Origin of the sequence: Megasphaera sp. UBA4382, from assembly GCF_002391155.1 — a bacterium.
Classification (GTDB): Bacteria; Bacillota; Negativicutes; order Veillonellales; family Megasphaeraceae; genus Megasphaera; species Megasphaera hexanoica.
Genome location: NZ_DGRS01000015.1, coordinates 35,466 through 49,711, shown reverse-complemented (window position 1 = coordinate 49,711; position 14,246 = coordinate 35,466). Strand labels below are relative to the sequence as shown.

Annotated in this window: 15 protein-coding genes; 1 reads left to right on the top strand and 14 read right to left on the bottom strand. The window is 48.8% G+C overall.

Features of this window, described 5'->3' with window-relative positions; genetic code table 11:
- Positions 1-11: 11 nt before the first annotated feature.
- The 9 genes from B4H10_RS01320 to B4H10_RS01280 all read right to left on the bottom strand — a co-directional run bounded on the left by B4H10_RS01320 (position 12) and on the right by B4H10_RS01280 (position 8,497).
- Positions 12-1,148 carry a hypothetical protein gene (locus B4H10_RS01320; RefSeq protein ID WP_292018035.1) on the bottom strand — a complete coding sequence of 379 codons (1,137 nt, stop codon included), beginning with the start codon at positions 1,146-1,148 and terminating at the stop codon, positions 12-14.
- A gap of 225 nt (positions 1,149-1,373) precedes the next feature.
- Positions 1,374-2,060: a TVP38/TMEM64 family protein gene (locus tag B4H10_RS01315; protein ID WP_059076726.1), complete on the bottom strand. Its 687-nt coding sequence runs from the start codon at positions 2,058-2,060 to the stop codon at positions 1,374-1,376.
- Positions 2,061-2,255: 195 nt separating this feature from the next.
- Positions 2,256-3,053 (bottom strand): tRNA pseudouridine(38-40) synthase TruA, encoded by a 798-nt coding sequence (gene truA, locus B4H10_RS01310; RefSeq protein WP_113855432.1) that lies wholly within the window; start codon positions 3,051-3,053, stop codon positions 2,256-2,258.
- Positions 3,054-3,058: 5 nt separating this feature from the next.
- Positions 3,059-3,850, bottom strand: a complete 792-nt coding sequence (locus tag B4H10_RS01305) for an energy-coupling factor transporter transmembrane component T family protein (RefSeq protein ID WP_292018034.1) — start codon at positions 3,848-3,850, stop codon at positions 3,059-3,061.
- Entirely contained in the window at positions 3,843-4,709 is an 867-nt protein-coding gene (locus B4H10_RS01300) for an energy-coupling factor transporter ATPase (protein WP_059076723.1), read from the bottom strand. The genes B4H10_RS01305 and B4H10_RS01300 overlap by 8 nt, the downstream gene beginning before the upstream one ends.
- On the bottom strand, positions 4,700-5,533 hold the full coding sequence (locus tag B4H10_RS01295; RefSeq protein ID WP_059076722.1) for an energy-coupling factor transporter ATPase: 834 nt from the start codon (positions 5,531-5,533) through the stop codon (positions 4,700-4,702). The genes B4H10_RS01300 and B4H10_RS01295 overlap by 10 nt, the downstream gene beginning before the upstream one ends.
- Before the next feature lie 65 nt (positions 5,534-5,598).
- A complete protein-coding gene (gene feoB, locus B4H10_RS01290) occupies positions 5,599-7,629 on the bottom strand; it encodes a ferrous iron transport protein B (RefSeq protein WP_113856514.1) in 2,031 nt (676 codons plus the stop codon).
- Positions 7,630-7,714: 85 nt separating this feature from the next.
- A complete protein-coding gene (locus B4H10_RS01285) occupies positions 7,715-7,933 on the bottom strand; it encodes a FeoA family protein (RefSeq protein WP_059076721.1) in 219 nt (72 codons plus the stop codon).
- Positions 7,934-7,945: 12 nt separating this feature from the next.
- On the bottom strand, positions 7,946-8,497 hold the full coding sequence (locus B4H10_RS01280) for a DUF805 domain-containing protein (RefSeq protein ID WP_075581986.1): 552 nt from the start codon (positions 8,495-8,497) through the stop codon (positions 7,946-7,948).
- 142 nt (positions 8,498-8,639) lie between these two features.
- Between B4H10_RS01280 and B4H10_RS01275 the strand changes: the two genes are divergently transcribed.
- Positions 8,640-9,107, top strand: coding sequence for a hypothetical protein (locus B4H10_RS01275; RefSeq protein ID WP_292018033.1), 468 nt, complete (start codon positions 8,640-8,642; stop codon positions 9,105-9,107).
- A gap of 57 nt (positions 9,108-9,164) precedes the next feature.
- Here the strand turns inward: B4H10_RS01275 and B4H10_RS01270 are convergent, their stop codons facing one another.
- The 5 genes from B4H10_RS01270 to greA form a co-directional block, all read right to left on the bottom strand.
- A complete protein-coding gene (locus B4H10_RS01270) occupies positions 9,165-9,995 on the bottom strand; it encodes an undecaprenyl-diphosphate phosphatase (protein WP_059076718.1) in 831 nt (276 codons plus the stop codon).
- Between the two features lie 267 nt (positions 9,996-10,262).
- Entirely contained in the window at positions 10,263-10,727 is a 465-nt protein-coding gene (brxF, locus tag B4H10_RS01265) for a BREX-3 system P-loop-containing protein BrxF (RefSeq protein WP_059076717.1), read from the bottom strand.
- Positions 10,728-10,850: 123 nt separating this feature from the next.
- Positions 10,851-12,080: a hypothetical protein gene (locus B4H10_RS01260; protein WP_234995382.1), complete on the bottom strand. Its 1,230-nt coding sequence runs from the start codon at positions 12,078-12,080 to the stop codon at positions 10,851-10,853.
- Positions 12,081-12,148: 68 nt separating this feature from the next.
- Positions 12,149-13,654: a lysine--tRNA ligase gene (lysS, locus tag B4H10_RS01255; RefSeq protein WP_075581984.1), complete on the bottom strand. Its 1,506-nt coding sequence runs from the start codon at positions 13,652-13,654 to the stop codon at positions 12,149-12,151.
- Between the two features lie 24 nt (positions 13,655-13,678).
- Entirely contained in the window at positions 13,679-14,167 is a 489-nt protein-coding gene (gene greA / locus B4H10_RS01250) for a transcription elongation factor GreA (protein WP_059076714.1), read from the bottom strand.
- Positions 14,168-14,246 lie beyond the last annotated feature (79 nt).

Below are 14,246 nucleotides of genomic sequence, written 5' to 3'. Positions count from 1 at the left end.
TCACCTGTCAGTTATTCATTAGTCGGTGTAATCGTCACAGTAGACTGGATATCGTCGGAGTCTGCCGCATCATCGTGTTCCAGCGGCACAGGAGTCACCGCTTCCGCCTGTTTTAATTCCGCTGTTGTCGTGTCTGTCGCCGGGTTTTCATCCGGTATGGTACGGCTTACAGAAGAAGACGGTACAGCGACGCCGCTGGCTGCCATATCCGCCGTAGCCGTATCTGTTTTTTCCCCATCCTGGCGGAATCCGACCACATCTGTATTCGCCTTCGTTTCTGCATACATGACCGTGCCCACGGGAATATCGACATCATTTCCCTTGACAAAAAGCCCGCCTACCAGGCCGACCGGTCCGAGGATGATAGCGCCCGCAGCCGATGCTCCGACAGCCCCGGCTGTACGTTTGTACTGTTCTTTCGTCTTTTCGCCTACAGTCAGTTCCACCGGGGTTCCATCGGCAGCCCGTACCGTATGATACGAAATTTCTATTTTTCCATCGCGGCCGAACCGTCCAGCCTTGCGTGCCTTGCTGACTGTCGCGTCTGTTTCCATTCCCCGGGGAATGGCCACGACATCTCCCACCTGAACGTCTTCAGCTACAATGAACCGTACCGTATCGCCTTCCGTCAGTGTCTTGGACTGGATGGGATCCATATTTTTCATCGTAACAATTGTTCCGGCCGGAACCGATACGGTTTCCGAGGTGAATTTCTTATTTCCCAGAAGGCTCGTCCGCAATGCATGGACACGCCCGGAAAGAGATCCCGTAGCCGCTTTGCCGTCCAGACCTTCTTCTAATTCGGAAACGCGGCTTACCAGTGGTTCTTCCGTGATTTTGCCGGAATACTGCCACTGCATCATATTGACAGCTGCCAAAAGTGATAAATCAGAACCTGAATTTCCGTATACATCGGTATATAAGGAATCAGTCCGGCTCTGGACACTGCCAGAAAGTCCGGCTTGTCCATTCAATGTCTTATCCAGTGCCCGGATCCGGTCGTTGAGTGACCCGCTCTGCGGAGCACCATATACAGTCGTTTCTACCTTTTCGGCTTTTTCCAGAATTGTATAGTCGGCCGCGCCGGCAGCCATCGTACCGCATACTGCCAGGACAGCCAGTAAGCAGGCCGCTTTCTTTCTCCACATGCTGCATCCCTCCATTATATGTCACATACATTGTATGCCATAGCATTCGTATAAATTTTTTTGTCTATTCTATATAATTATATCGGTTTCATATGTAAAAAGCAACACTAGCAGTAATAATAACCTGCGTGTCCATCCTGCCGGCAGGAACATCGAAGTAACAAAAAAAGCATCGCATTCCGGTCCCGGCCACAATGCGATGCCTCGTTTACTTTTTCCTGCCTTCTACGCCCGGCGTTTGTTTGCCTGTTTTTTACGCCACCATAAAAATCCATAAATGGCGACGACAATAACCGTCAGAACGAGCAGTCGTTCCCAATGTTCATTAATCCGCAGTAAATCGTGGCCAAACCACACTTCGACAACGACCGCCGGAATTTTTCCAATGGCATTGGCAATAAAATGATCCCTGTAGGAAATATGGCTCAAAGCACTGAACGCCGTCACTACTACATTGGGAGAATACGGGATAGCCCGTCCCAGCATGATGGTACGTATACAGCTGTAAGAGTCCAGTTTTTCCAGCTTATTGCTGCGCTGAATCACTTTTTTTGCCTGATTCCTCAGCAGCGTCCGCGTCAGCCGGAAACTCACTTCAATTCCCAGTACTTCACCGATCCAGGAAATAATAATCCCCGGCACCAGTCCGAAAATAACGCCATTTACCGTCAGAAAGGGAATAGACGGAATAGCCAGCGCATTGGCAAATACAATCATGAATACACTGACCAAAATGGCACTATAGCCAAAAGACGCAATATAATCGGTCAGACCATCCAGATCGCCTTCCACAGTCAGCCGCCACATGGTCGAATAAAAATCTGGCAGAAACCACTGGATGGACCACAGGAACAGAATTACCGCCAATACGCCGATAATCCGTACAGTCCAGCCTATTGTCTTATCAGTCATATGGATACTATCCTCTTTTTACCCTTTGCAATAACCTTAAAAAGGCTGCCTTGACAGACAAGGCAGACACCTTCTTTTGTACGACTGTATCATCCGTTGTCTGCATAATACAGCAGACGTTCAGCACCATGACAATACAGACTAAATAATATTATACCATAGTTTCCACCGTTACGATAGGGTAAATATACGTTTTCACCGTGCCAGCCAATGGCCGGCACGCAGATCATCAAGGCACTGATGTAAACGCCGTTCATCATAAAACACTTCTTCCAGGCACAAGCCCTGGGCAGGTGCCGTAGCCCCCAGCTGATTTCTATCCCTGCTTTCCAATATTTCCCGAAAGCGTACAGGCGTCAGCCGGTGAAGTCCTAAATCAACCAGTCCGCCGGCAATATTGCGTACCATATGATAGAGGAATCCATCACCCAGGACATCTATATGGACGATGGCCCCTTCTTTTTCCACAAGGACAGCATACATGGTTTTTACGGGATTCATAGGCGTTGTATTTTTTCCCTCGAAAGCTGAGAAATCGTGAGTTCCCAGCAGTATTTCTGCCCCCTGGCGCATAGCGTCCAGATCAAGGGCGTTGCGGATGAACCAGGCGTAGCGGAGGCGGAACGGATCGTGTATACGGCTGTTGACAACCGTATACCGGTAATGTTTGCCTACGTTATCATGGCGCACACTGAAGTGTTCCGGCATTTCCCTGGCCGAAAGGACGGCAATTTGAAGAGGCAGATACCCTTTCATGGCATAAGGGATCTTTTCTACGGGAATCGTTCCTTCGCCATAAAAATTGACAACCTGCCCCCGGGCATGTACGCCCGCATCAGTACGGGCCGCGCCATACACCGTAATAGGAGAAGAAAAAATCTGTGATAATCCCTGTTCCAGATGCCATTGTATGGAAGAGGCATTCGTCTGGCGCTGAAAACCGTGAAAGTCCGTGCCATCATAGGCGACGATGAGACAGATGTTTTTTTTCATACAAACTACCGCATAACCACTAAAACAGCTGTCAGACCTATCACTATGACCATGGCAATGCTGTCGCGGAAGGTATATGCCAGTTCGTGCATACGCGTCCGCCCTTCCCCGCCACGGTAACACCGGGCTTCCATCGCCGTAGCCAGATCGTCAGCCCTTCGGAAAGCACTGACAAACAAAGGTACCAGAAGGGGTATCATATTTCTGCCCCGCTGCATGATACTGCCGCTGGTAAAGTTAGCACCACGCGCCGTCTGAGCTTTCATGATGCGGTCCGTTTCTTCCAGAAGAGTCGGTATAAAACGCAGGGCAATGGTCATCATCATCGCCAGTTCATGAGCTGGCACGCCGATGCGCCGGAAAGGGTTCAGCAGATGTTCGATTCCATCGGTGAGGACGATGGGCGATGTCGTATACGTAAGCAGGGAAGAGAACACAATCAGATAAATAAGCCGTGCCGTCATAAGCGCGCCCTGGCGGATTCCTTCCCAGGTAATATGCAGGATGCCCCATTGCCAGATGACCGTACCGGGTGTCGTAAAGACATGGATCCCCATAGTCAGGATGATGATGACCCATAGCGGTTTCAGTGACTTCAATATAAGCTTTAATGGCAGATGGGAAATAAAAAAGCATGCCAGGATAAATACCGTTATCAAACCGTACGCCGGGAGCGATTCCGCCAGAAAAATAGCTACAATAACGATCAGCGTCGCTATGATCTTGCAGCGCGGATCCAGCTGGTGGAGAAAAGAAGTACCAGGAAAATACTGTCCCAGCGTAATATCTTTAAGCATGGTCTTTCCCCCTTATACATTGAAAAATGGAATCAGCAGCTTCTTCTACCGTATGCACCCGGTCCTCGAGTGGCAGGCCTCGTTGTTTCAGATATTGCATCACTTCCGTCACCGGTGGCACGGAAACGCCGGCACGGTGGAGCGTTTCCTGTTCCGTAGCAAAAACAGACAGAGGTTCCCCATCAATACAGATTTTTCCCTGGGAAAGGACGATGAGGCGGCTTGCCATGCGGGATATGTCGTCCATATTGTGAGAAACGAGGATTACGGTAATATTCTTTTCCCGGTGCCAGCGCTGAATTTCCGCAAAAATTTCCCGCCGTCCTGCCGGGTCCAGTCCGGCCGACGGTTCATCCAGGATGAGATACTGTGGATGGATGGCAATGACGCCGGCAATGGCGACACGGCGCATCTGACCACCGCTCAGGCGAAACGGCGACCGGTCGGCATAGGTTTGGTAATCCAGGCCGACAAATTCCATCGCTTCCCTGACCCGTTCTTCTATTTCATCGTCATTAAGGCCGAAATTACGGGGACCAAAGGCGATGTCTCTGGCTATGGTTTCTTCAAAGAGCTGATATTCCGGATACTGGAAAACCATGCCCACTTTATGGCGCATCTGCATGGCTTCCTTTGTTTTCTGGCTGATGTCCGTGCCATCGACGGTAACCGTACCCTGCGTAGGCTGCAAAAGACCATTTAAAAGCTGGACCAGTGTCGATTTACCCGATCCCGTATGCCCGATAATACCGACAAACTCACCCGATTTGATTTCCAGACTCACGTCATGCAGGGCCGTTTTTTCAAACGGCGACCCCAGGCCGTACGTATGCGTAACATGTTCCAGCTTTATTGACATAATGCGTCTCCCAATTCTTCCTTGCTGATAATACTCCCTTCAATGGGGATTCCCTTTCTGCGCAGGCGGGCAGCCAGTTCTGCCGGTACAGGCACATCCAGCCCCAGTTCCAGCAGTTCATCGACATGAGTAAATACCTCGCGGGGCGTGCCATCCATTTTGACTTCTCCGTGGTGGATGACGATGACCCGGCCAGCCTGTACGGCTTCTTCCATAAAATGTGTAATAATGATGACCGTAATGCCTTCCTGGTTCAGCTGGCGGATGGTGTCCATGACTTCCTTCCGCCCCACAGGATCCAGCATGGCTGTCGGTTCATCCAGGACGATACAGCGAGACTGCATCGCCAGGATGCCTGCAATGGCCACCCGCTGTTTCTGGCCGCCGCTCAGAAGATGGGGGCCATGCTTAGCAAAAGCTGTCATGCGGACTCTGGCCAGGGCGTCACTGACACGCTGGCGGATTTCTTCCGGCGGGACACCCAGATTTTCCGGTCCAAAAGCAACATCCTCTTCTACGACGGCCGCGACGATCTGATTGTCAGGATTCTGAAAAACCATGCCCACGTTCTGGCGGATTTTCCACAAATTGGCCGGATCATCGGTCCGCATCCCCAGGACTTCACACGTTCCTTCCGTCGGTACGAGCAAGACGTTGAAATGCTTGGCTAATGTCGATTTTCCCGAGCCGTTCGTACCGATGACAGCGACGAATTCGCCGGGCTGTATTTCCAAAGAAATATCCTTCAGGGCATAGACGGTCTGCCCGTTTTCATCCTCATAGGTATGACTCATATGATCGAGTTTAATCATAGGTGTACTCATGTACCTGTCTCCTTACACGTGAATATATCCGCACCTATTATACAGGGTTTAAGCGTCCTTGTAAATCAGAACAGACGGCTTCCTGTCTGGTAGACAATAAAAGTCAGCACCCAGGCTACGGCAATCTGGAATACGACAGAAAGGGCCGTCCATTTCCAGCTGTGTGATTCAGCATGGATGGTGGCAATCGTCGCCGCACAGGGGATATAGAGCAGGGAAAACAACATCATACAGTACGCGTTAAGTTCTGTGAACCCCATCTGTCCCATGCTGGCCGCCAGAGTAGCCAGTGCCGTTGTAGAATTAATATTGACGCCATCGAAGAGTACGGCAAAGCTGGAAACGACAACTTCCTTGGCCGAAATACCGGCAAGGAGCGCCAGGGAAATCTGCCAGTATCCCAGACCAATCGGCGCAAAGAACGGCACCAGTCCCCGTCCGAGGATTGCCCCGAAACTGTGGGCCATGTCACCATAACCGGAAGGCCCGAAATTGAGGATGAACCACATGAGGATAGATGCGGCAAAAATTATCGTACCTGCACGGCTCAGATAATCTTTGACTTTTTCCTTTACGGAAATCATTACGGTGCGGCTGCTGGGCCGCTTGTATTCCGGTAATTCAATGAGCAGGGCATTATCTGCCTGCTGCCGGTGGAACAGATTCAGCAGCAGCAGGCAGATGAGTGCTACTACAATACCGATGAGGTACATCGAATAGGCAACGACCATGGCATGTTCCGGAAAGAACATGCCCGAAAATAAAATATAAATGGGCAGGCGGGCACTGCAGGACATAAAAGGCGTGACCAGCATGGTACGATAGCGGTCGGTCTTATTTTCCAGAGCCCGCGATGCCATGATAGCCGGTACACTGCAGCCAAATCCCAGGATCATGGGAATGAATGCCCGGCCAGAAAGGCCCAGATGATTCATGATGTCATTCATGATAAATGCCACCCGCGACATGTATCCACTGTCTTCCAGGACAGCCAGCGTAACAAATAAAATACAGATATTAGGCAGAAATGTCAGGATGCCGCCTACGCCGGCAATGATGCCATCACATACAAGAGAGATGAGCATCTCATCTGCCCCGAGGGACAGCAGGCCGTCTGTCGCATAGACCGACAGGATATCGATAGCCGACTCAAAATAATCCCGAAGCATATCACCGATAAAAAAGGTCAGGAAAAACACGACGCCCATGACGAAAAGGAAAATCGGGATACTAAGCCATCGGTTTGTCAGAATATGATCGGCATAGTCCGTCGCGGCTGCCCGTTTTGCCTGATTGACGACGACTTCCTGGATAATTTCTTCAATAAAACTGTATTTCTGATTAATAATGTCCGTTTCATAACTGCGGTCTACCACCCGTTCTATCCCTTCCAGCGGGAATTTTTTTGTAATTTCCGGGTCTTGTTCCAGCAGTTTCAGTGCATGCCAACGGTAATTAAAAAGGTCCGGATAGGCACTCTTCAACATATTCTGCAATTGGTCGATTTTATCTTCCAGCCCGTCGCTATACACCATGGCAAAATCCTGATGATGATTGTGCTTGTGATGTGTTTCATCGGAATGATTATGAATCAGCCGGTCGGGATGTACGTGGTCCTTATGGTGGATAGCCGCATGCAGCAGGACGCTGAGTCCCCTCCGCTTCAGCGCGGAAACGGGAATGACTGGCACGCCCAGCATCTCCGGCAGGCGGTGCAGGTCAATTTCCATACCACGTTTTTCGACAATATCCATCATGTTGAGCGCTACTACGACAGGTCTCCCCAGTTCGAGCAGCTGCAAAGTCAGATAGAGATTTCGTTCCAACGCCGATGCATCGACGACATCGATGATGACATCGACGTCATCACTTAAGATGAAATTCCGCGATACCTGTTCTTCCATCGTATAAGAAGTCAGACTGTACGTCCCCGGTAAATCGACGAGATGGATATGAACGCCGTGGGAGTCGATGGCCCCTTCCACTTTTTCGACAGTGACGCCCGGCCAGTTCGCCACTTTCAGATTTGCTCCCGTATAGGCATTGAACAAGGTCGTCTTGCCACAATTCGGATTACCGATAAAGGCGACAGTCATCCCCTCGGTCGGCTCTGCACCCGTATGTTCCATTCCCTGGGGAATATGCTTTCCCCTTTCTTTTTTTCCCAATCCCAGCATAGTGTCAGCTCCTTACTACAATGCGGGACGAAATGCCCCTGCCAATAGCCAGCCGCGTATTGCGCACTTTGATGATCATCGTGCCGCCATTTTTATTGTTCAGGACATCGACGGGTGTACTGACTATCATTCCCAGCGCCTGCAGACGTTTTTCAATTCTCGGCGCCAGGTTCAACGTTTCTACAATATATGTATGTCCTGCTATTCCCTGATCTAGCGTCATACTATTCCCCCCTTACCGGGACCGTTCCGGACCGTACGCATTGTCACCTTCTGTTCCCCGTACGGTGAAAAAGGCCAGGAAACAAACGGCTGTAATGGACTGGACAGCTGTCCCCAGCGTATCCAGTGCCAGGATGGGAGCTACATAACTGCCTAAATAACAAAAGTACGGAATGATAAAAAGAGCTCCTCCTTTATTCATATCATGACAACGCCTCCATCCCAGTGACAACTGGGACCAGACGGTCGGAATGGTCAATACGATGAGCAGAATGCCAAATCCCCAGGCAAAATCAATGCGATGGATAATAATCGATTCTACGATTTTACTATAGAGAATGAATGTAAACATAAACTGCGCCACGATAAGCAGCAATGTCCGCATAATGAAAGGTCGTCGGGCAATGCGTCCCTGAAAGGCAAAATATTTTTCTTTCAGTTCCTTGCCATTGCGGAATCCCAGAATACTGTCTTCCGATCCCATTCCGACGGGCATTTCCAGACCTTTATGGATACGCGCCGACTGGTGGGACCGCTTTTCTAACTTCAATTTCTTGCGGGACATGTGTATACCTCCTGTATAACCGCTTATAATGCAACTGATGATAGCTGTTTTCTTCTAAATGGTATCATATTCTGTGCCTGCACTCAAATATTTTCCACAAATCTATGTTATAATATAGCAACAACACGAAAGGAGAACGGCGATGAACAATCATATGATAACAAATTTAACCGGTTCAGATGGCTATTTCACTTTTAATTTTTTCTGCGAATCTATTGTATCTTCCCTCCATACGGTCATTCACCTCATGGAAGATGAACAGATAACGGCACCGGAAAAGCTCTCCGAACTCCCCGGACTGCTTGCAAAAATAGGGGAAGACCTCACCCATGGATATGAAAAGCAAGAAATCGATATGGACCGGTTCAAAGACAATATTCTCGATTTTTACGATGCCGCCTTTGCCGCCAATGATGAACTGGCCCCTCTCATACTGAAAGGCAGCGATCATCTGCGCTACTATTATTACGTCTACGCCCAGGGAGTCAATATCATGCTGCGCACTCTGCTGGAAAATATCGTCCGCGATATCCCCAAAAATGTCGATCCCCGTCCCTATATTACAGACATTATGACTGATTTTACGAAACAGCTGGCAAATCACCCGTAAAAAACACCGGATTCCTCCTTATCCAGGACGAATCCGGTGTTTTTTACCTATTATCCATCAATTCAGCACAAAGAAATGAAGGAACGACACCAGTGCGACGACAAAGCGGTAATAGGCAAAGGATGCCAGTGTCGATTTATTCAGGAATTTCAAGAACCACAGGACGGACACGTAGGCTACAATAAAAGCCGTTACAAATCCGATGGCAATCATGACCAGGTCATTGCCACTGAGATAAGATAAGCTCTTCAGTAAGTCATAAAAACAGGCTACGATCATGACCGGGACAGCAATGATAAAAGAAAAATCAGCTGCCGCTTTCCGGCTCATGCCCAGGAACAAGCCTCCGGCAATGGTCGAACCAGAACGGGAAAAGCCAGGCCAGAGAGCCAGCATCTGAAATGCTCCGACGAGGAATGCCTGAACGATGGTCATCTTTTCTACATCTTTGCAGCGCACCTTCATGTGAGCCTTTTCCGCAGCCAGCATGAACAGGCCTCCGATAATCAGACCGATAATAACCGTACCTGCAGAAAAGAGATATGTCTTAATGGCATGATGGGCCAGATAGCCGATACCCATGACAGGGACAATACCGGCTGCCACATGGGCCAGTGTAAGTCCCGTATCGGTGCGGAACCAATTTTCCCGGCGGAATAAGTTCCAACAGCGATACTGATACAACATGCGGATAAACTTTTCCTTGTAAATGATGAGCACAGAAAGAATCGCACCCAGCTGGATAAACACTTCAAACACGCTGGCCCGGGGACCGTCAAATCCCAGCCAGTCACCGACAAGAATCATATGACCGGTGGAAGATACAGGCAGATATTCTGTAAAGCCTTCGACAATGCCGAGGATGACGGCAATCATATAATCGTTCATTGATATAACTCCTTTGTCATAAATCCATGAGTGGTCAGAAAGCAAAACCTTTCACACGCATAAAAAAAATTATATCACACACCTTGACAGAAAGATAGAGAAATCCGTAAACATGTCCGGACTAAATGGATATCCGGCAAAACATAACAGGAGCTGCAACGAAATGAATCGTCTTCACTTCGTTGCAGCTCCTGTTATGTTCATGCTTATAAAATGGCAGCTTACGTCCTGCCACCTACAGGCCAGCCTACCTTCTTCTGGTCCGCCTTAATCAAGACTCATGACGTGATTCGGGTCTTCAATCGTAAATTTAGCGTATTTCGGATCGCCTTTGTGTTCAAAATACAGAGTGTTGCCTTCAAGATGACCGCGCCAGCTGACGATAATCGGGCATTCGCGGCTCAATTTCTTCAGCATTTCAATAGGATTCAAATTTAAAATCGGCGCAAATAAGAACCCGACGTTATCAATCATTACGACACGGGCATTCAGTCTGTGGATAGCTTCGGAAATAAGGGAAATCGCCTTTTCCGGCCGGTCTGCACGGGGAATTTCAAGAAATTCATCATCAAAGAGGTCTTTGGCTTCGCAAATCTTCCAACCATCCTGGAAGGTCAGTTCACGAATCAGTTTGCTCTTGCCTGAACCAGGTCCGCCGATAATGATGAGAAGTTTTTCTTCTTCCTGTGCAATGTACTTCCACCGTTTCAAAACATCTGCATCTGTAACCATGGATATCACCTTCATCTGCAATTATTATTTATATTTATTATACTGGATGCGGGCCTTGTAAGTAAAGCATTTTTCCTATTTATTTTATTAAGTTTAGAAACGGCTTGTAAAATACGGCGTTTTCTACTTCAAACCATAGCGTTCCATGGGGTCCTGGATATTTTTAATGGGTTCGCTGATGAGCAGGACATCATCGACGTAATCCGTCTGATGCTTACTGATGAACACGAGGGAAACGCCTTTTTGGAATGGACTGTCATAATAATAGGCATCGACAAATTGCTCCCCTGCCGGTCCTTTTTCTATACGGCTGGGTTCACCATAAAGGGAAAATATCGTTGAGAGGCGGTATCCCAGGGTGGCTCCGCGGCCGGTATAACTGCTATTCGTAAGGAGAAATACTTTCTTTACCATATTATGCCGGTCTACTTCGACGCCATACGTACCGTACAGCCAGAATTTACCCCCGCTGCGTTTGACCAGATTGGTCCACATATTATATTTATTGGCTACAAACGGTTCGTTGACACCATATCCCACGAGAGTAAAATCTCTTGGTGTCCAGCCGCCGATTTTTTCCAGAGGCCGCCCTTCAATATACGGCGGTCTGGGCGGCAACAGGGCAACACGGGCCACTTTACGTTCCCCGATGGCAAAGACCAGGACATGATCCTTTCCTGGGTTTTCATAAACGAAATAATAGACATTGGCATCGGCATCGCGCAATACTTGCAAAGGACGTCCGTATTTGCGTACCAGGAGTTCTGCCGGGTGGCCGAGATGAATCCCCGGCCCGATATAGACATCCGGCCCCTCAGCCAGTGTGACAGAATCGACACCGGGGTGGACTGCCTTCCGGCCGGCCGCCGCTTCTTTCAAAATCTGAGGCGTATCATTGCGCAGGCGTACCGTCATGTCCAGGTCCTTGCGGTTATATTTCAGTTCTGTATAATGGGCACTCTGGGCATATTTCGTCGGGCTGCCAAAAATACGTTTTACTTTTTGCAGAGAATCTCCGGCATGAAGGCCGTTAAAGGCAAAATCAGCTTCACTTAACGTCCGGTCTTGTGTGACTTCATCTACGACGAGTCCGTCATGATCTGCAACGGATTTTCCGTCTTTTTCCTGCTGATCCGACGTTTTTCCCGGGCGTTCTGTCTGATTTTTCAGATCTTGTTTTTTGTCCTTCTGCTGCTCTGCCGGCTGTACCGGTACCGAAGCAGGGACAAACAAAGGTATTTCCCCGGACAAGGTAGTTTCCTGTGCCGGCATCTCTGCCGCCAGGGCCGGTGATGAGGCCATCAGACCCAGGCACAGAAGGGTTGCCAGAACACGCAGCGAATACTTCATCATGCGCCCTCCTTTCAAAACGTGATATAGTAAAAACACCCTTCGATGTGGTTCAAAGGGTGTTTTTAACATTATTTCTGTTCCGGACGGCTCAGTGGGAATAAGAGGACGTCGCGGATAGAGGCACTGTTCGTCAGGAACATGACGAGACGATCAATTCCGATACCCAGACCACCCGTCGGCGGCAGGCCATATTCCAGAGCGCGGCAGTAATCTTCATCCATCTGATGAGCTTCGTCATCGCCCCGTTCCCGTTCCTTCATCTGTTCGATAAAGCGGTTCCGCTGGTCAATGGGATCATTTAATTCAGAAAAGCCATTTGCCAGTTCCCGGCCATAAATAAATCCTTCAAAACGGTATGTCAGGAGTGGGTTTTCGCGGTCCTGTTTGGTGAGCGGAGAAATTTCCAACGGATGTCCCGTAATGATGGTCGGCTGAATCAGGTTTTCTTCTACAAATGCTTCGAAGAAAGCATTGATGATTTTGCCAACGCCATCGTACTGACCATATTCGACATGATGTTCATCAGCCATCTTGCGCGCCACTCCGATATCCGTAACGCCTTCAAAATCGGCTCCACTGTATTTCTTGACCGCTTCTATCATCGTCATCCGGTCCCAGGGAGGAGTCAGGTCGATTTCTTTATCAATATAAGTCAGTTTCATCGTTCCATAGAGCATCTGTGCCAGTTTGGAAACCATATCTTCTGTAATGAAAATGACATCTTCCAGGTCACCATAAGCCTGATACAATTCGACGGTTGTAAATTCCGGATTATGACGGGTATCAATTCCTTCATTGCGGAAGCAGCGGTTCATTTCATAGACCCGTTCCAGTCCGCCGACGAGGAGTCGTTTCAGATGCAGTTCCGGGGCAATACGCAGATAAATGTCCATATCCAGCGCATTGTGATGAGTTTTGAACGGTCGGGCTGCAGCACCGCCGGCAATAGTATGGAGCATCGGCGTTTCGACTTCCAGGAAATGACGGTCGTCGAGATATTTACGGATTCCCTTTATGATCTGGGAGCGCTTGATAAACGTATCTTTGACTTCCGGATTGACAATCAGGTCCAGGTAACGCTGGCGATACCGCGTTTCTTTATCGGTCAGGCCATGGAATTTTTCCGGCAGCGGGCGCAGAGATTTGGAAAGGAGCGTCCATTTTTCGACGCGGATTGTCGTTTCTCCCGTGTGAGTCGTAAAGACAGGGCCTTCTACGCCGACAATATCACCAATATCGAGCAGTTTGAATAAATCGTAGGACTGTTCACCCAATACATCTTTGCGGAAATAAAGCTGGATTTCCCCGGTAATATCACGGAGCACGCAGAATGCCGTCTTGCCATGGCGGCGGATTGCCATCAGGCGTCCGGCAACGCTGACAAATGTCTGATCTTTTTCCAGTTGTTCTGCCTGTTCTTTGACGTCCTGGGCATGATGATCCCAGTTATATTTCTGACCGAAGGGATAAATGCCCGCATCGATAAACTGCTGCATTTTTTCGCGGCGGACCTTCATCTGGTCATTTAACTTTTCTTCTTCAATCGGTGCTGTATTCTGTTTCGTATCAGCCATAATTATTGGTTCCTCCTAAGTTGTTTATTCTGCATCGGGCGGTAAAATACGGTATTTCAATTCACCTGCCGGTGCTTTGACGGTAACAACAGCCGGATTGGATGCACTGATCCGCTGTCCCAGAATAGCCGAACCTACCGGAGATTCATTGGAAATTCTATTATTGAACGGATCCGCTTCGGCTGTGCCGACTACGGTATAATCAAAGCGGTCCCCCGTTTCTACGTCTTCCAGAATAACTTTGGAGCCCAGGCGTACTTTCGCGCTGCTGTCTTCCGTTTCTTCAATGATTTTTGCCGTACGGATTTTTGCTTCCAATTCGGCAATGTGCCCTTCGACCAGGGCCTGTTCGTTTTTTGCATCATCATATTCTGAGTTTTCACTCAAATCGCCCAGGGCGATAGCTTCCTGGATACGTTTCGATACCTTGATACGGCGGACAGATTTTAATTCATTTAATTCGTCTTTTAACTTCTGCAGACCTTCCTGGGTAATCAGCGTTTCGTTAGCCATGTTATTACTCCTTTGTATTGGATACTTAAATTACAAACAGATACACAAGGCATCGCCCTGTCTATCTGTTATTTTTACC